The organism is Candidatus Blastococcus massiliensis AP3 (genome assembly GCF_000582785.1).
Lineage (GTDB): Bacteria > Actinomycetota > Actinomycetes > Mycobacteriales > Geodermatophilaceae > Blastococcus > Blastococcus massiliensis.
The window spans coordinates 112608-129595 of record NZ_HG931175.1; the positions used below are offsets into that span (position 1 = coordinate 112608).

18 protein-coding genes and 1 tRNA gene are annotated in these 16988 nt (G+C 73.2%); 5 read left to right on the forward strand and 14 right to left on the reverse strand.

Features of this window, described 5'->3' with window-relative positions; translation table 11 throughout:
- Positions 1 to 18: 18 nt before the first annotated feature.
- The 5 genes from BN344_RS14715 to BN344_RS14735 all read right to left on the reverse strand — a co-directional run bounded on the left by BN344_RS14715 (position 19) and on the right by BN344_RS14735 (position 3605).
- On the reverse strand, positions 19 to 405 hold the full coding sequence (locus BN344_RS14715) for a VOC family protein (protein WP_040339371.1): 387 nt from the start codon (positions 403 to 405) through the stop codon (positions 19 to 21).
- An 88-nt stretch (positions 406 to 493) separates the two neighbouring features.
- Positions 494 to 1243, reverse strand: coding sequence for an SCO1664 family protein (locus tag BN344_RS14720; protein WP_040339372.1), 750 nt, complete (start codon positions 1241 to 1243; stop codon positions 494 to 496).
- 13 nt (positions 1244 to 1256) lie between these two features.
- Positions 1257 to 1808, reverse strand: a complete 552-nt coding sequence (locus BN344_RS14725) for a DUF3090 family protein (RefSeq protein WP_040339373.1) — start codon at positions 1806 to 1808, stop codon at positions 1257 to 1259.
- Positions 1809 to 1867: 59 nt separating this feature from the next.
- Positions 1868 to 2566, reverse strand: a complete 699-nt coding sequence (locus BN344_RS14730; protein ID WP_040339374.1) for a histidine phosphatase family protein — start codon at positions 2564 to 2566, stop codon at positions 1868 to 1870.
- 157 nt (positions 2567 to 2723) lie between these two features.
- Complete coding sequence (locus BN344_RS14735; RefSeq protein WP_231486891.1) at positions 2724 to 3605, reverse strand: undecaprenyl-diphosphate phosphatase; 882 nt, start codon at positions 3603 to 3605, stop codon at positions 2724 to 2726.
- Between the two features lie 138 nt (positions 3606 to 3743).
- Between BN344_RS14735 and BN344_RS14740 the strand changes: the two genes are divergently transcribed.
- A complete protein-coding gene (locus BN344_RS14740) occupies positions 3744 to 4724 on the forward strand; it encodes an aldo/keto reductase (RefSeq protein ID WP_040339376.1) in 981 nt (326 codons plus the stop codon).
- The gene (locus BN344_RS14745; protein ID WP_040339377.1) at positions 4721 to 6673 is read left to right on the forward strand and encodes an AAA family ATPase; all 1953 of its coding nucleotides are present in this window, start codon (positions 4721 to 4723) and stop codon (positions 6671 to 6673) included. Before BN344_RS14740 ends, BN344_RS14745 begins: the two co-directional genes overlap by 4 nt.
- A 143-nt stretch (positions 6674 to 6816) precedes the next feature.
- Here the strand turns inward: BN344_RS14745 and BN344_RS14750 are convergent, their stop codons facing one another.
- The 4 genes from BN344_RS14750 to BN344_RS14765 all read right to left on the reverse strand — a co-directional run bounded on the left by BN344_RS14750 (position 6817) and on the right by BN344_RS14765 (position 10648).
- A complete protein-coding gene (locus tag BN344_RS14750; protein ID WP_040339378.1) occupies positions 6817 to 7746 on the reverse strand; it encodes a glycine betaine ABC transporter substrate-binding protein in 930 nt (309 codons plus the stop codon).
- A 97-nt stretch (positions 7747 to 7843) separates the two neighbouring features.
- Positions 7844 to 8827 (reverse strand): ABC transporter permease, encoded by a 984-nt coding sequence (locus BN344_RS14755; RefSeq protein WP_197022341.1) that lies wholly within the window; start codon positions 8825 to 8827, stop codon positions 7844 to 7846.
- On the reverse strand, positions 8820 to 10049 hold the full coding sequence (locus BN344_RS14760) for a quaternary amine ABC transporter ATP-binding protein (RefSeq protein WP_051515973.1): 1230 nt from the start codon (positions 10047 to 10049) through the stop codon (positions 8820 to 8822). Before BN344_RS14760 ends, BN344_RS14755 begins: the two co-directional genes overlap by 8 nt.
- Before the next feature lie 335 nt (positions 10050 to 10384).
- Positions 10385 to 10648 (reverse strand): hypothetical protein, encoded by a 264-nt coding sequence (locus BN344_RS14765; RefSeq protein ID WP_040339942.1) that lies wholly within the window; start codon positions 10646 to 10648, stop codon positions 10385 to 10387.
- 131 nt (positions 10649 to 10779) lie between these two features.
- On the opposite strand from BN344_RS14765, the gene BN344_RS14770 reads away from it, so the two are divergent.
- Positions 10780 to 10983 (forward strand): DUF5703 family protein, encoded by a 204-nt coding sequence (locus tag BN344_RS14770; protein WP_040339379.1) that lies wholly within the window; start codon positions 10780 to 10782, stop codon positions 10981 to 10983.
- Between the two features lie 56 nt (positions 10984 to 11039).
- Here the strand turns inward: BN344_RS14770 and BN344_RS14775 are convergent, their stop codons facing one another.
- The gene (locus tag BN344_RS14775) at positions 11040 to 11996 is read right to left on the reverse strand and encodes an NADPH:quinone oxidoreductase family protein (RefSeq protein ID WP_040339380.1); all 957 of its coding nucleotides are present in this window, start codon (positions 11994 to 11996) and stop codon (positions 11040 to 11042) included.
- A 121-nt stretch (positions 11997 to 12117) separates the two neighbouring features.
- On the opposite strand from BN344_RS14775, the gene BN344_RS14780 reads away from it, so the two are divergent.
- On the forward strand, positions 12118 to 12693 hold the full coding sequence (locus tag BN344_RS14780) for a class I SAM-dependent methyltransferase (RefSeq protein ID WP_040339943.1): 576 nt from the start codon (positions 12118 to 12120) through the stop codon (positions 12691 to 12693).
- On the opposite strand, the gene BN344_RS14785 is transcribed toward BN344_RS14780, so the two are convergent.
- The 3 genes from BN344_RS14785 to BN344_RS14795 are packed head-to-tail and all read right to left on the reverse strand — an operon-like array spanning position 12694 to position 15282.
- Positions 12694 to 13134 carry an SRPBCC domain-containing protein gene (locus BN344_RS14785; protein WP_040339381.1) on the reverse strand — a complete coding sequence of 147 codons (441 nt, stop codon included), beginning with the start codon at positions 13132 to 13134 and terminating at the stop codon, positions 12694 to 12696.
- A gap of 2 nt (positions 13135 to 13136) precedes the next feature.
- Complete coding sequence (locus BN344_RS14790) at positions 13137 to 13943, reverse strand: SDR family oxidoreductase (protein ID WP_040339382.1); 807 nt, start codon at positions 13941 to 13943, stop codon at positions 13137 to 13139.
- Between the two features lie 19 nt (positions 13944 to 13962).
- Positions 13963 to 15282 (reverse strand): M20/M25/M40 family metallo-hydrolase, encoded by a 1320-nt coding sequence (locus BN344_RS14795; protein ID WP_040339383.1) that lies wholly within the window; start codon positions 15280 to 15282, stop codon positions 13963 to 13965.
- Positions 15283 to 15400: 118 nt separating this feature from the next.
- On the opposite strand from BN344_RS14795, the gene BN344_RS14800 reads away from it, so the two are divergent.
- A tRNA-Leu gene (locus BN344_RS14800) sits at positions 15401 to 15485 on the forward strand.
- 101 nt (positions 15486 to 15586) lie between these two features.
- Here the strand turns inward: BN344_RS14800 and BN344_RS14805 are convergent.
- Complete coding sequence (locus BN344_RS14805) at positions 15587 to 16789, reverse strand: tyrosine-type recombinase/integrase (RefSeq protein ID WP_051515974.1); 1203 nt, start codon at positions 16787 to 16789, stop codon at positions 15587 to 15589.
- Positions 16790 to 16988: the final 199 nt, after the last annotated feature.

A 16988-nucleotide genomic window follows, 5' to 3' on the forward strand; every position in this document is an offset into this window, starting at 1 on the left:
CCCGTCGGACCTCGCGGCTCAGGGCCAGGTGACGGCGTGCCGGTCGAACTGCTCGCCGGTCTGGATGCCGACGACGCAGAAGACCATCCCCGACGGGTCGAGCAACTGCCAGAACGACCCCATGTCGCGGTGCCGGGTCGCACCGAGCGCCTCCAGCCGGGCCACCTCCGCGGGGATGTCGTCGGTCTCGATGTCGACGTGCCAGCGGGGCGCCGTGCCCTCGCCGGTCCGCTGGATCTCGACGTGCCAGCCCTCGGCGAACGAGCCCAGCGACGCCCACTTCTCGTCGTCGCCGTCGGGCTCGGCCGTCCGGCCGGTGGCCCCGGCCCAGAAGGCGGTGCCGGCCGCATGGTGCTCCGGCGGCAGGTCCAGCAGCAGGATCGACAGACGCGAGCGGTGCGGCATGGCGCTCATCCTGGATCACGCCACCGACGAGATCGGCCCGGTCGCCCGGATCAGCGTGCCGAAGGGGGCGGGTGTGCAGATCTCGTCGTCAGAACGGCGGCCATGGCAGGGCGGGCCAGTCGCCGCTGGGTTCCGGGTGCCGGCCGGTGCGCAGCATCTCGGCCACCCGCTGCTGGGTGCAGCGGACCTCGCGCCGGGTGAGGTGCTCGTGCAGCCGCTCCCCCAGGTCCCCGCGCAGCCCGTCGGCCAGCCCCTCCAGCACCCGCACAGCCTCGGCCGGCAGCTTCGTGCCCGCCCAGCGCCAGAGCAGGGTCCGCAGCTTCGGGTCCACGGAGAAGCAGATGCCGTGATCGACGCCGTACACGTGGCCGTCGGGCACCGGGATGATGTGCCCGCCCTTGCGGTCGGCGTTGTTCACCACCGCGTCGAAGACGGCCATCCGGCGCAGCGCCGGATCGTCCCGGCGCACGAACTCCGCGAGGTCGACCTCGTCGTCCCCGTCGATCCAGAGCTGCACCATGCCGGGGCCGAACGGGCCGTCGCGCAGCACGGTGGGCGGCACGACCCGCCAGCCGGTGGCCTCGGAGACCAGGTAGGCCGAGATCTCCCGGCCGGCGAGCGTGCCGTCGGGAAAGTCCCAGAGCGGCCGCTCCCCTGCCACCGGCTTGTAGACGCACTCGGCGGCGAGCGACTCCGTCCGGATCGCGCCGACCAGGGTCACGTTGGAGGCGTCGAGCATCCGCCCCTCGAGGTCGATCTCGCCGGTCTGCAGCAGCTGCAGGGCCTCGGCGTCGTCGGCGGGCGCGCGGAGGACGGGTTCGACGGGTCGCTCGCTCATCGCTCGCCGCCGGTCAGCGGCGGTACCCGTTCTGCCGGGGGCAGACGTGCCCGGTCGCGTCCAGCGGCAGCGAGCACAGCGGGCAGGAGGGGCGGCCCGCGGCGATGACACGGCGGGCCCGCGCGATGAAGGCCCGAGCGGCCATCGGCGTGATGGTCACGCGCAGCGCGTCAGGCCCCTCGTCGCTGTCGGAGAGGATCGCGTCCTCCTCGATCGGTTCCTCGCCGGCGGCCACCGCTTCCACGACGACCGCCTGCGCGGCGCCGTCCCAAGCCAGGCCCATGGCCGCCACCCGGAACTCCTCGTCCACGGGCGGGGTGAGCGGTTCGAGGTCGTCGACGTCGGCGTCCGGCGGGATGACCGCGTCGGCACGCCCGGAGACCTCGTCGAGGAGCTCGGCCATGCGGTCGGCCAGCACCTGGACCTGCGTCTTCTCCAACGCGACGCTGACCGTGCGGCCGGCGTCGTCGGAGGCCTGCAGGTAGAAGGTGCGGTCTCCTGGCTGGCCCACGGTTCCGGCGACGAATCGGCTCGGACGGTCGAAGAGATGGACCTGGCGGGGCACGCGCCCAGGTTACGCGGGCGCGCCCGCCGTCCGTCCCGGCCACACCGCCCGCAGGGGGCTCAGGCCCCCGAGCCGGCCCCGCCGCCGACGACGGCGTCCGACGACGCCTTCTTCCGCCGGCGCTTGCGCGGCGGAGGGATGAGTGCCGCGACGTCCCCGCCGGAGTCGTTGACCCGGACGACGAACGGACGGGTGTCGGTGTAGGTGACCACCGAGATCGACGCCGGGTCGACGACGATCCGCTGGAACTGGTCCAGGTGCAGGCCGAGCGCGTCGGCGAGGATCGCCTTGATCACGTCGCCGTGGCTGCAGGCCAGCCACACCGCGTCGGGTCCGAGCTGGGCGTTCCAGGCGCGCACCGCGGCCACCGCCCTGGTCTGCGTCTGCGCCAGCCCCTCGCCCTCCGGGCCGGGGAACACCGCGGCCGAGGGGTGCTGCTGCACGACCTTCCACAGCGGCTCCTTGACCAGCTCCTTGATCGCGCGGCCGGTCCAGTCGCCGTAGCGGGCCTCGCCGAGCCGGTCGTCGGTGCGCAGCTCCAGGTCCCGGCCCTCCAGCACCGCCGAGGCCGTCTGCACGCAGCGCTCCAGCGGGCTGCTCACGACGGCGGCCAGGGGCACCGTGGCCAGCCGCTCCCCCAGCGCGCGCACCTGCGCCTGCCCCGTCTCGTCGAGCTGGACAGCGGGGGTCCAGCCGGCGAGGATCCCGCCGGCGTTGGCCGTCGTCCGGCCGTGCCGGAGCAGGATCACCGTGGTCACCGGCGCAGCCTATGCGGGTGGCCCGGTCAGGCCCCGTCCCGAGGCTCGCCCCGAGCGTGCGGGGTCCTTCTGGGGGTCCTTCCACCGACGCGAGCTCGCGAGCGGTCGGGGGCTCGGGGGTCCTGTCGCACGACCGCGGAGCCTACGGTGGCGCCGCTCAGCGCGGCGCCGGCGAGGGGCTGACCTCGATGGTGCCCACCGGGTCGAGGACACCGGTCCAGACCAGCACGAGCAGCAGCGTGCCGAGCGCGATCCGGTAGACGACGAACGGCGTGAAGCTGCCCCGGTCCAGGTAGCGCAGCAGCCAGGCGATGACGGTCAGCCCCACGCCGAAGGCGATGACGGTGGCCAGGATCGTCGGCCCCCACGAGATCGACTCGCCCTCGACGTCGCCGGTCAGCGCCTCGTAGGCCTGGAAGAACCCCGAGCCCAGGACGGCGGGGATGGCGAGCAGGAAGGAGTACCGCGCCGCCGCCGAGCGGGAGTAGCCGAGGAAGAGCCCCATCGTGATGGTGCCGCCGGAGCGGGAGACGCCGGGGATCAGCGCCAGGGCCTGGGCGAAGCCGTAGCCGAGGCCGTGCGGCACGGTGAGGTCGGCGAGCTGCCGCTGCTTGGCGCCCACCCGGTCGGCCCAGTAGAGGATCAGCGCGAACACGATGAGCGTCGTCGCCACGATGCGCAGGTCGCGGAGCGTCGTCTCGATGGAGTCCTGGAACAGCAGCCCGAGGATCACGATCGGCAGGCTGCCGATGATGATCAGCCAGCCCATGCGGGCGTCGGGGTCGCCCTTCCGGCGGCCGCCGAGCGACGCCACCCAGGCGGTGACGATCCGCCAGATGTCCTTCCGGAAGTACAGGAGGACGGCGGCCTCGGTGCCGATCTGGGTGATGGCGGTGAAGGCCGCGCCGGGGTCCTGCCAGCCGAAGGCCTCCCCCACGACACGCAGGTGGGCGCTGGAGGAGATCGGCAGGAACTCGGTCAGCCCCTGGACCACTCCCAGGACGACCGCTTCGAACCAGCCCATCTCTTCCTCTCCCACCGGGGAACCACGGTCAGCCGCCCACGACGGGCACGAGCGGTCACCCTAGGCGGAGGCGCCGACGGGTTCCGCCGCGCCGCTCCGAGGCGGCGCATGCTCACGCGTGGCAGTCCCCCGGCGCCGGTAGGTTGGCCGGTCGTGGAACAACGGGCACTCGGGCGCAGCGGTCTGGTCGTCAGCAGGCTGGCGCTGGGCACGATGACCTGGGGCCGCGACACCGACGAGGACGAGGCCGCGATGCAGCTCACGGCGTTCGTCGACGCCGGCGGGACGCTCGTGGACACCGCGGACGTCTACTGCGACGGGGACAGCGAGCGCATCCTGGGCCACCTGCTCGCCGACGTCGTGCCGCGCTCCGACGTCCTCGTCTCCACCAAGGCCTCCGGCCGCACCGGCAAGGGCCCGATGGGCCGCGGCGCCTCCCGCGGGCACCTGCTCGCCGCTCTCGACGCGTCCCTGGAACGGCTGGGCCTCGACCACGTCGACCTGTGGCAGGTGCACGCCTGGGACGATGCCACCCCGATCGAGGAGACCCTGGCCGCCTGCGACCTCGCCGTCTCCTCCGGCCGGGCCCGCTACATCGGCGTCAGCAACTTCTCCGGCTGGCAGACCGCCCAGGCCGCCACCTGGCAGCGCGCCTGGCCCGGCCGCACGCCGATCGTGAGCACCCAGGTCGAGTACTCCCTGCTGCAGCGCGGCGTGGAGCGCGAGGTCGTGCCGGCCGCCGAGGCGCTGGGCCTGGGCGTGCTGGCCTGGTCGCCGCTCGGCCGCGGCATCCTCACCGGCAAGTACCGGCACAGCACGCCCTCGGAGTCCCGCGGCGCCTCCCCGCAGTGGCAGGCGTTCATCGACGGGCTGCGCTCCCCCACCTCCGACCGCATCGTCGAGGCGGTCATCACCGCCGCCGAGGGGCTCGGCACCAGCCCGCTGGGCGTGGCACTGGCCTGGGTGCGCGACCGCCCCGGCGTCGTGGCGCCGGTCGTGGGCGCGCGGACCGCGCAGCAGCTGCAGGCCTCGCTGGACGCCGACGGCGTCCGGCTGCCCGCGGCGATCCGCACCGCGCTGGAGGACGTGTCCGTTCCCGCCTCCGGCTATCCCGAGCGCAGGGCGGACCGATGACGGCGGCACCCGTGCCGGTGCCGGGCGGCGACCCGGTCTTCGCCGCCTTCTGCGCGGCGGGTCTGTGGCCGGGCCTGGGACGGCGGACGGCGGCGGAGCTGCCGGGCGTGAACATCACCGCCCCCGACGACGTCACCGCCGACCGGCTGCTGAAGCTGCCCCGCGTGGGACGGCAGCGCGCCGAGCGGCTCTTCTCCAGCTTCCTCGCCGCCCAGCCCACCTACGAGGTCGTCGAGCTGCTGGTCGCCGCGGGGCTGCAGGCCAAGCTCGCCGCCGGCGTCGCCGACACGCTGGGGCCCGACGCCGCCCGGCGGCTGCGGGACGACCCGTGGGCGCTGCTGAGCCTGCCCGGGGTGTCGCTCGGCGACGCCGACCGGCTCGCGATCGCCGTCCTCAAGGGCGCCGACCGGCAGGACGGCCGCCGCGGCCGTGCGATCGTCGGGCTCACCCTGCGGACGGCGACCCGCGACGGGCACACGGTGCTCCCCGCCGACCTCGTCGTCGCCGCACTGCAGGCCGAGGGCATCACCGATCCGGCGTCGGCCGTCGTGGCCGCGGTCGAGTCCGGCGAGGTCCTCGAGCACGAGCCGCCGGAGCGGGAGGACTCGGACGCGGAGCCGGACCCGGCGCTGCGCGCCCTCTCGCTGGCCCGCTACGGCATGGCCGAGGAGGCCGTCGCCGAGAACATCGCCCGGCTGGCCGCGGCCGCGGGGCGGATCGCCGACCCCGCGTCGGTGCGCGCGGTGGCCAAGGGGCTCGACGACGCCCAGAAGCGGGCGGTGGCGCAGGTCCTGGGCGCCGGGGTGAGCCTGCTGACCGGCGGACCCGGCACCGGCAAGAGTCGCACGGTCGCCGCCGTCGTCAAGCTGCTCCGCACCAAGGGGACCGAGGTGGCGCTGGCGGCGCCCACCGGCCGGGCGGCGAAGCGGCTGGAGGAGCTCACCGACCACCCCGCGGTGACCGTGCACCGGCTGCTCGGCGCGCAGGGCATGACCGGCGGGTTCGCGCGCAACGAGGAGTGGCCCCTGGACGCCGACGTCGTCGTCGTCGACGAGGCCTCGATGCTCGACGTCGAGCTCACCGCCGCGCTGCTCGAGGCCTGCCCGGACGGCACCCACCTGCTGCTGGTGGGCGATCCGGCCCAGCTGCCCTCGATCGGTCCCGGCCACGTGCTGGGCGACCTCATCGACTCGGGCGCCGTGCCGGTCACCGAGCTGACCACGCTGTACCGGCAGGCCGAGGGCGGCGCCATCGCACGGCTGGCGACCGGGGTGCGCGGCGGTGAGCTCCCACCGGTCGACTCACCCGACCGCGAGGTGGTGATCGTGCCGGCGACCGGCTCGGCCGAGGCCGCCCGGCGGGTCGTCCAGCTCGTCACCGACTCCATCCCGCGCGCGCTGGGCATCGATCCGGGCGCGGTGCAGGTGGTCACGCCGGTGCACCGCGGGCCGGCCGGCACGATCGAACTGAACAAGGCGCTCAAGGCCGCGCTCAACCCCGGCGAGGGCACGGTGTTCGGTTTCGACGTCGGCGACCGCGTCGTCGCCACCGCGAACCACCTCGACCTCGAGCCGATCGGCTTCGCCAACGGCGAGGTCGGCACGGTGACGAAGGCCGGCGACGGCTCGCTGGGCATCGACTTCTCGTCCGGACCGGTCACGGTGACCGGCACCGCGCTGTCGGACCTGCGGCACGGCTGGGCGATCACCGTGCACCGGGCGCAGGGCTCGGAGTGGCCGGGCGTCGTCGTCGTGCTGCCGCCCGAGGCCGGCGGCATGCTGTCGCGGCCGCTGGTCTACACCGCGCTCACGCGGGCGCAGCGGCACCTGTCGATCGTGCATGCCACCGGCTCGGCGCTGGTCCGCGCGGTGCGCGAGGTCGACGTCCGGCCGCGGCGCACGCGGCTGGCCGCACTGCTGGCCGAGTACGCCGCCGACCTCGCCGACTGACACCTCTTCGACGAGATCTGCACACTGGTCGTCTTCAGGACGCCGATGGGGGCGAGTGTGCAGATCTCGCGGCGCGAACGCGACGGGCGCGGCCCCCGCCCGGAGGCAGGGACCGCGCCCGCGCGCGGTGCGGAGGAGCGAGGTCAGCCCTTCAGGGACTCCTCGACATCCGGGTTCTCCTCGAAGAAGGCCTCGACGGCCTCCTCGTACTGGCCCTCGCCGTACTCGTTGACGACGAGGTTCTCGAGGCTCCCGTACTGGTCGTCGGTGAGCTCGAAGCCCTCCATCAGCTCGGCGACCTCGGAGCAGTCGTCGCCGAAGCCGGTGCGGGCCAGGGTGTGCAGGCCCTCGGCCTCGCCGAGCGCGCCCTCCGGGTCCTCGAGGTCCTTGATCGGGAACTCGCTGTTGGCCCAGAACGGACGCCACAGGGTGACGACGATGTCCTCCTCCGCGTCCACGGCGGCCTGCAGCTCGGTCAGCATCGCGGTGGTGGAGGACTCGACCAGCTGGTAGGAGTCGGTGAGGCCGTAGGTCGGCATCACGTCCTCCTTGGTGATGCGGGTCAGGCCCGCGCCGGGCTCGATGCCGACGATCCGTCCGTCGAAGCGGTCGGCGTTGTCGGCCAGGTCGGCGATCGACTCGATGTCGACGTACTCGGGCACGGCGAAGGTCAGCCGGGCGCTGCCGTACCAGGCACCGAGGTCCTCGATGTCGTCGCCGTACTCCTCCATGTAGTCGGCGTGGGTCGCCTCCGACCAGGCCGAGGGGTAGACGTCGACGTCGCCACCGGCCAGGCCCGCGTACAGCGGCGCCGCGTCGGCGATCTCCTCGAACTCGACCTCGTAGCCCTTGTCCTCGAGGACGTTCTGCCACAGGTAGGCCATGCTCAGGCCGTCGGTCCAGGAGGGGATGAACCCGAGGGCGACCGACTCGCAGCTGCTGCTGCTGCCGCCGTTCCCGGAGGCGTTGGTGTCGTCGCCTCCGTCGTCACCGCCGCAGGCCGTGGCCGTCAGGGCGACGGCGGCCAGACCGGCCGCCACCTTCATGCTGCGGCGCTTTCGCTGCCCCGTCATGTCGTGCTCCTCTCGTCGTGTCGGCCCGCGTCGGTGCGGACCGTCGTACGTGTTCGACCGGCGGGCGCCCTACGGCGTCCGCTCGGTGACGTGCTGATCAGCTGCCGGTCCCCGCGGGGATCCGGCCCGGCTCGGCTGCGTCCGGGGAGGCGGCGACCGGGGTGCCCACCGCCGGCGCGGTCCGCCGGCGGACGAGCGCCGACCGCCAGCCGCCGGTGCCCTTCCGCTCGCCGAAGGAGGCGGTCAGCCGGTCCAGGAAGATCGCCAGGATCACCACGGACAGTCCCGCCTCGAACCCCAGCCCGAGGTTGAGCCGGGAGATGCTGGTGACGACGACCTGGCCCAGGCCGGGCGCTCCGATGAGGCCGGCGATGACGGCCATGGACAGCGCGAGCATGATCACCTGGTTGACGCCGGCCATGATCGTCGGCCGCGCCAGAGGCAGCTCGATGCCGCGCAGGATCTGCCACGGCGAGCTGCCGAACGCATGCCCCGCCTCGACCGTCTCCCGGTCCACCTGGCGGATGCCGAGCTCGGTCAGCCGGACACCCGGCGGCAGCGCGAAGATGATCGTGGTGACGACGCCGGGGACCAGTCCGATGCTGAAGAAGGTCACCGCGGGGATCAGGTACACGAACGCCGGCATCGTCTGCATGAGGTCGAGGACCGGGCGGACGGCAGCGCTGACCCGCGAGCTCTTCGCCGCCGCGATGCCGACGGGGATCGCGATGACCACCGACACCACCGTGGCGAACAGCACCAGGGCGAGGGTGTCCATCGCCTGCTCCCAGAGCTCCATGCTCTGGATCAGCAGCAGGCCGGCCAGCGACCCCACGGCGAAGACGACCGAGCGGACGAACAGCGCCAGCACCGCGAGGAGCGCGGCGAACAGCAGCGGCGGCAGCACCAGCAGAGCGTCGGTGACGCCGTCGACAGCGCTCTCGGTGCCGGAGCTGATGGCGTCGAAGACCGGGTCGAGGTTGTCCTTCAGCCAGTCGATGGCGGAGTCGGCCCAGTCCCCCACCGGGATGCGGGGAAGGGGGCCCTCGTCGACGGCGAGCAGCGTGGTCGGCTCAGCCACGGGAGCCCTCCAGCTGGTCGGCGCGGTCACCGACGGACCCGGCGGGAGCGCGGCCGTCGGACGGCGTGCCGGCCAGCGCGGCGAGGACGGCCCGGGAGTCGACCAGCCCGCAGGGGCGCCCCGCGTCGTCCACGACGATCACGGGCGCGTCGCTCGCGCCGGCCGGGGCCAGCACGTCGGCCAGCGACGTCGTCGGGGTGACGCGGGCGGCCGGCGGGCGGACCGCGGCGGCGACGTCGCCGGAGGAGGTCATGAGGTCGGCGCCGGTGGCCACGCCGACGAGGCGGCCGTCCCGGTCCACGACGACGAGTGCCGTGAGGTTTCGCTCGCGCAGCGTGGCCAGGGCGGCCGGCGGGGCGAGATCAGCGGGCACCGTCGTCACCGGCACCATGACGTCGCCCACGGCGAACACCCGCGAGCGGTCGACGTCGGCGAGGAACCGCTCGACGTACTCGTCGCCGGGGTTGGCGAGGATCGACTCGGGCGTGCCGAGACGCACGATCCGGCCGTCCCGCATGATCGCGATCCGGTCGCCCAGGCGCATGGCCTCGTTGAGGTCGTGGGTGATGAAGACGATCGTCTTGCCCAGCCGGGCCTGCAGCTCCAGCAGCTGGTCCTGCATCTCCCTGCGGATCAGCGGGTCGAGGGCGCTGAACGCCTCGTCCATGAGCAGCACGTCGGCCTCCGAGGCGAGCGCCCGGGCCAGGCCGACCCGCTGCTGCATGCCACCGGAGAGCTGGTCGGGGCGCTTGTCGCCCTGACCGGCGAGCCCGACCATCTCCAGGGCCTCGCGAGCGGCGGCCAGCCGGGTCCGCCGGTCGACCCCGCGCACCTCGAGGGCGTAGGCGGCGTTGTCCGCCACGCTGCGGTGCGGCAGGAGGGCGAAGTGCTGGAAGACCATGCTGATGCGGCGCTGACGGACGTCGCGGAGGCGCTTGCCCCTGAGTGCGGTGATCTCGTCGTCACCGACGTGGACGGTGCCCGCCGTCGGCTCGAGCAGGCCGTTGAGCATGCGGATGAGGGTCGACTTGCCCGAGCCCGACAGCCCCATGACGACGAAGATCTCACCGGGCTCCACCCGCAGGTCGACGTCGATCACCGCGGGGGTGGCTCCCGAGGCACGGATCTCGTCCGCGGAGGCACCGGCGCGCAGTCGCTCCACCGCGTCGCCCGGGGTCCTTCCGAAGACCTTGAAGAGGCCCTCGACTCGTAGTGCGGTCACATGTCCCTCTCGCCTGGGTTCCGTCGGCCGTTCGCTCGACGGAGCCGGTGTGCCGGGTGGGCTCTCTCCGCGCTGCCCGGTGGAACGACGAACGGACCGCCTTCCACCCATACCCGGCCGGCCTCGCTGGTCGAGGCACGCCCGTCGCACGGCGCGGTCGGACCGCGTCGTGCCGTTATCCGACGAGCCAACCTACCGGCGGTTCACTGCCCGGAACCCCGCCGAACGGGCAATCGATAAGTACCTGTAACCCGATCGTCACACCGCTGCGCCGGCCGGACACGCCGTGTCACGACCCCTGGAGCTCGGTCGTCCGCGGGGTGCACCCGGTGCTCTCAGCCGGGGATGTCGTCCTCGTCCGGAGGGACGTCGGCCTCCTGCTCGAGGAGGTCCGCCTCGTTCGCCTCGCGATCGCCGACGGGCCGCAGGGGGCTACCCGCCTCCCCCGGCCGCGCGGACAGCTGCTGCTCGAGGGCGTCGGCCTCCGGCACACCGTCGCCGGGCGTCGCGGCGTCGCCGGCCACGGTCACCGCCGGTGGGACGAGCAGCGCCTCCTGCTCCGCGCGGTCGGCGTCGTTCGCAGTACCGGGATCGGTCACGTCGTCCTCCCTCGGGATGCGGTCGGGTCCGGTTCCCATCCTGCCGTCCCCGCGCCGGTCCGGCAGGCCGGCGGTGGAAGCCGTGGGTCGATCGCGTGACCGAGCGGCGACGGGCAGGCACAATCGGGCTGATGGAGGCGGCCGCGGATTACGAGTTCGCGCCGCTGCGGATCCCGCCGGGCACGTCCCGGTCCGCGGCGGCGACCATGCTGAGTCTTCAGGCCGACGTCGGCGGCTGGGAGCTCGCTCGGCTGCAACTGCACGCCGACGGCACCCGCAAGGTGGTCCTGCGACGCCGCTCGCGCCTCTCCTACCTGCCCGGCCCGGTCGTCTAGGCCCTCGCAGGGTCCCGCCGCGAGCGTGCGAGCGGTGGGGGCGAGGGGGTCCTCTTTCAGGGAACGAGGACGACCTTGCCGACGGTGCCGCGGTCGGCGAGCCGGGCCAGCGCCTGCGGCGCCTGGTCCAGCGGGAGCACGTCGCCCACCAGCGGGTCGATGTGCCCCTCGGCGACCAGTCGCAGGAGCTCCTCGTGCGTGCGCCAGAACAGCGCCGGCTCGTGCTTGCGGTACAGCCCCCAGTGCAGGCCGACGACGCTGTAGTTCTTCACCAGCACGTGGTTGGCCGGCGCGTCCGGCAGCCGGCCGCTGGTGAAGCCCACGACCAGCAGTCGCCCCTCGAACGCGATGCACCTGCGCGACTTGTCGAACACGTCGCCGCCGACCGGGTCGTAGACGACGTCGGCGCCGTGCCCGCCGGTGATCTCCTTGACGAGCGGGACGAAGTCCTCGGCCGTGTAGTCGATGACCTGATCGGCCCCGAGCTGCCGGCAGACCTCCGTCTTGTCCGGCCCGCCCGCGGTCGCGATCACCCGCGCGCCGGCGGCCTTGCCCAGCTGGATGGCGGCCGAGCCCACGCCGCCCGCGCCCGCGTGCACGAGCAGCCACTCTCCCGCCTGCAGGTGGGCACGGCGGTGCAGGCCGACGTGACCCGTCGAGTAGGTGAGGTACAGCGACGCGGCCTTCTCGTCGGAGAGTTCCTCGGGCGCGGGATAGGCGGAGGCGGCATCCATGAGGGCGTACTCCGCGAAGGCGCCGGGGCCGCCCGACGGCGAGCCGATCACCCGCTGGCCGGTGCCGACGACCTCGCCGCACAGCTCCACGCCCGGGGTGAACGGCAGCGGTGGCCGCTCCTGGTACTTGCCCTGCGCCATGAGCACGTCGGGGAAGTTGAGCGCGGCCGCCCGGACCTTCACCAGGACCTGCCCGTCGCCGGGGGTGGGCGTCTCGACCTCGTCGAAGCTCATGACGTCCGCAGGATCGCCGAGCTCGTGGACCCGCCATGCGCGCATGTCCCCGACCCTGCCAGATGCGGGGTGACGACCGTCACCTGCCCCTGACCAGCGTTCGCTGACCGCCGGGGGTCGTGACAAGGTGCTGGCGACGACGCCCGGCCCGAACGGTGAGGACCGCATGAGACAGCACCTGACGGACCCGCTGCGATTCTTCGCCGCCTTCGTCGCGCATCCGCGCCAGATGGGCGCGGTCCTGCCCACGTCCCGCAGCGCCGTGCGCGACATGCTCGACCTGGCCGACGTCCCCGCCGCCGACCTGGTCGTGGAGCTCGGGGCCGGCACCGGCGTGCAGACCGGCGAGATCCTGGCCCGGCTGAAGCCGGACGCCCGGCTGGTGGCCGTGGAGATCGACTCCAAGCTGTCCTCGCTGCTGCGGGAGCGCTACGCCGGGGACGACCGGCTGCTGGTCGTGACCGACTCGGCCGAGAAGGTGGATGCCTACCTGGACGGGCAGCGGGCCGACGTGCTCGTCTCCGCGATCCCCTTCACCTCGCTCGACGGCAAGCTGCGGAAGCGGATCCTGGACGCGCTCCCGGGCCTGCTCGCACCGCAGGGCGTCATGGTGATGATCCAGTACTCGCCGCTGATGCTGGGCGAGCTCCGCCGCCGGTTCCGTTCGGTGCGCTGGCGGATCACGCCGTGGAACGTCCCGCCGGCCTTCCTCTTCGCCTGCTCCCAGGACGACGCCGCCTGATCAGGCGCGGGACTCGAGCACCCGCTGCCGAAGGGCGTCGTTCATCGCGCGGAACCCGGCCAGCGTGCCGCCGTCGAGGAAACCGCGGAGCGGCCGCACGAGCACCCCGCTGAAGTCCTCGCTCTGCACGAGGCGGGTGCCCTGCCCGGTGGGGTGCAGCTCGAAGCGGTGCCGGCCGTCGAAGATGCCGGCGACCCCGAGGTGCCCGAGCCATTCGAGGACGGCGCCCTCCGTCGCTTCCGTGACCGTCGGCTTGATCGGCAGCGCGCGGCCACCGGGGGGCTGCAGTCGCAGGGTGAGCCGCTCCCCCGGCGCGACGGCGCCGGAGGCGGACGGGATGAAGGGGTTCCACTCGGCGTAGCCGGGCAGGTCGGTCAGCACCGCCCACACGGACCCCGGGGGCGCCTCGATGTCGATCTCGGTGCTGATGCGGTGCCGCACGGTCAGCTCGCCGCGCCCGGCCGCAGGGCTCCGGGGACGGCGGCGGTCTCGCCGCTGGTGGTCTTCGCCGAGGGCACGCCCTTGAACTTGTACGGGATCGCGCCCAGGCCCGGCTGGATGACGTAGGCGGCGCCCGGCTCCCCCGACGTCCAGGCCGCGAGCATCGCGTCGGCGACCTCCTCGGCGCTGAGCACCGGGAAGCCGGCCTGCTGGAACGTCTCGCGGATGCCGTCGATGATCGCGGTGTCGGCGAAGCCCGGGCAGATCGCGGTGACCTCGATGTTCTCACCGATGAGCCGCGGGGCCATGGAGCGGACGAAGGCGATCGCGCCGGCCTTGGCGACGCCGTAGCCGGGGTCGGTGGCCATGGGCGCCAGGCCCGCGAGCGACGCCGTCACCACGATCGAGCCGCCGCCGGCCCGGCGCAGGGCGGGCAGCGCGGCCTCGGTGCCGTAGACGACCCCGAGGAGGTCCACGTCCAGGACGTGCAGGAACTCGTCGACGTCGAGGGACTGGCGGGACTTCCCGGCGATGCCGGCGTTGAGGAAGGTGGCGTCCAGGCGGCCGTGCTCGGCCTCCACCTGGTCGACGACGGCCTGGTTGGCGGCGCGGTCGGTGACGTCGAGGGCGACGAAGGGGCAGCCCAGCTCCTCGGCGACGGCGCGGTTGCGCTCGCTGTCGAGGTCGGCGAGGACGGCGGTGACGTCGAGCGCCTCCAGCTTCGTGGCGAGGGCGCGGCCGAAGCCACCGGTCCCTCCGGTGATGAGCGCGACGGAGCCGGGACGGGGAGCTGCAGTGGTGGAGGTCACCCCTGCATCACACCACGGCTCAGGCGCTGCGCAGGAACCGGTCGAGCACGCGGACGCCGAACGTCAGCGACTCGACCGGCACCCGCTCGTCGATGCCGTGGAAGAGCGAGGCGAAGTCGAGGTCCGCGGGCAGCCGCAGCGGCGAGAAGCCGAAGCAGCGCATGCCCAGGCGCTGGAAGCTCTTGGCGTCGGTGCCGCCGCTCATCGTGAAGGGCACGGGGCGCGCGCCGTCGTCCTCGGCCTTGAGAGCGGCGACCATCGAGTCGACCAGCGGCCCGTCGAACGTCGTCTCCACCGCCTGGTCGTGGACCAGCCACTCCCGCTGGATCCCCTCGCCGACCAGGGCGGCCAGCTGGCGCTCGAACTCCTCCTCCTGGCCGTAGAGGAACCGGCCGTCGACCGTCGCGCTGGCGGTGCCCGGGATGACGTTGGCCTTGTAGCCGGCGTCGAGCATCGTGGGATTGGCCGTGTTGCGCAGGGCGGCCCCGATCATCCGGCTGATGCTGCCCAGCCGGGCCAGGGCCTGCTCCGGCTCGGCCGGGTCCAGCTCGATGCCGTAGGCGTCCTCGACCGCGGCCAGGAACTCCCGCATCGGCGAGGTCAGGGTGAGCGGGAAGCGGTGCGACCCGAGCCGGGCGACGGCCTCGCACAGCCGCGTGACCGCGTTGTCGTCGTGGACGAACGAGCCGTGCCCCGGCTTGCCACCGGCGGTCAGGCGCATCCAGGCCAGGCCCTTCTCCGCCGTCTGCACGAGGTAGAGCCGCAGGTCGTCGCGGACGGTGATGCTGAAGCCGCCGACCTCGCTGATCGCCTCGGTGCAGCCCTCGAGGAGGTCGGGGTGCTGGTCGACGAGGAAGTGCGCGCCGAGCTTGCCGCCTGCCTCCTCGTCGGCGACGTACGCCAGCACGATGTCGCGCGGCGGCTGCACGCCCGTGCGGGCCCACTCCCGCACGAGAGCCAGGACCATGGCGTCCATGTCCTTCATGTCCACCGCGCCCCGGCCCCAGATGTAGCCGTCGCGCTCCTCGCCGGAGAAGGGGTGGACGCTCCACTCGGAGGGGTCGGCGGGGACGACGTCGAGGTGGCCGTGCACGAGCAGCGCGGGGCGGCTGCGGTCGGCGCCGGGGATGCGGGCGACGAGGCTGGCCCGGCCGCGCTCGGACTCGACGATCTGCGACCCGATGCCGACCTCGTCGAGCTTGCCCGCCACCCACTCCGCGGCGACCCGCTCCCCCGCGCTCGTGGCCGTGTCGCCGGTGTTCGTCGTGTCGATCCGGATCAGGTCGGAGAGCAGTTCGGCGACCTCGTCCTGTGCCGTCACCTGCGGGTTGCTGTCCACCCGTCGAGCCTAGAGCCGCCTTCTCCGCGCGCCAGCGGGCGCGGCAGAACCCGGCCGACGACGGCGTCGGGGGGTGCGTGATCGGCCCCGCGGGCTCGGGTAGTCTTGCCCCGCACTCGTCCGGGTGGCGGAATGGCAGACGCGCTAGCTTGAGGTGCTAGTGCCCTTTATCGGGCGTGGGGGTTCAAGTCCCCCCTCGGACACAACATCGCCCCGGTGTTCCTGCACGTCAGGAGCCCGGGGCGTTCTGCTGGAACGGCCTCCTAGGGCCTCGTGATACCCGCGTGATACTTCGCGCACCGGATCACCCTTCGAGCAGGGCAGCGAAGCGGTCGGCCGCCTCGCGACCCATGCCGGGGTGCACGTGCTGGTAGACGGTCAGCGTGATCGTGGCGCTCGCGTGGCCCAAGCGCTCTGAGACGACCTTGACCGGCACGCCGTCGGCCAGCAGGAGCGTGGCGTGGGTGTGGCGGAGGTCGTGCAGCCGGATCACCGGCAGCCGCTCCTCCCCCAGCGCTCGACGCGCCCGCGCGATATGGCCGGCGAAGTGGCGGGAGAACCGCTCAGGGTGCCGATGGGTGCCGTCGAAGTTGCTGAGCACGAGCGCCGAGTCGCGCACGAGATCGAGCGCCAACAGTCCGCGAGCGGCCCGGTAGGCACGAAGCGCGGCCACGGTGCCGGAGTCCAGGTCGACAACGCGTGACCGGCCCGTCTTGGTGGGGCCCTCGACCAAGCGCTCGCCGGCGCCCTTGGTCTTCACGACGCCGACGCTGCGGCGGATGGCGAGGCGGCCGGCGTCCAAGTCGATGTCGCGCCAGCGCAGGGCCAGCGCTTCTCCGCGGCGCATCCCGGTGGCCGCTAGCAGCCGCCAGCCTATGGCGAGGTCCTCGTCATAGGCCTCCGCCCAGCTGAGGAACCGGCCAAGCTCGGCCGCGGTCCACGCCTGCATCTCCGGAGGACGCGCCTCCGATGGGCTCGGCGGTGTCGACCGGTCGGTCGGGTTGACCGAGAGCCGTCCCTGTGTGACCGCGTCACCCAGCGCCGACCGCAGGATGGTGTACACGTAGCGCACCGTTCGGGCGGAGAGACCGCCTTGGCCGTCCGCGCGGCCGGATTCCTCCAGTCTGCGCATCCATACGTCCACCGCTGGACCGGTGAGCCGGGCGACGGGCTGAGCGCCGAGGTACGGATCGATGTGCAGCCGGATGTTCTTCCGGTAGGAGGCGAGCGTGGCCGGGCCGAGCCGTTGGCCCTGGATCCACTCGGCGAGGTAGGCGTCGAGACGCTGCTTCGACGGCTCGACCCACTCCCCTACTTCGGTCTTGCGGATCTCCGCCCGCAGAGCCACCGCGGCGTCCTTCCTGGTCTTGAAGCCGCGTTTGAGGACGACGCGCTTCGTCCCGTCCGCCCGCTGGGCCGTGAACTTGATCAGAAAGCGGGGACCAGCCTTGGTCATGTATTCGCTGATGCCGCCCTCGCCCGCCTGACGTCGCCGTGGCTTCGCCATCGCAGACCTCCATCTTCGACCCCGCGAACCCGCTGTCAGCCGGATAACTGCTGCGGGCAGCCACTTGTAATGACCACAGAACAACCAGGTGTAGTCGGCCGAACGGCACCGGCTTGCATCTGTGGACACGCTTCGACGCTGTGGACGACGGTCAGGACGCAACCGCGTGGTGGAACGCCAATGCCCGTGCAACCTTCAC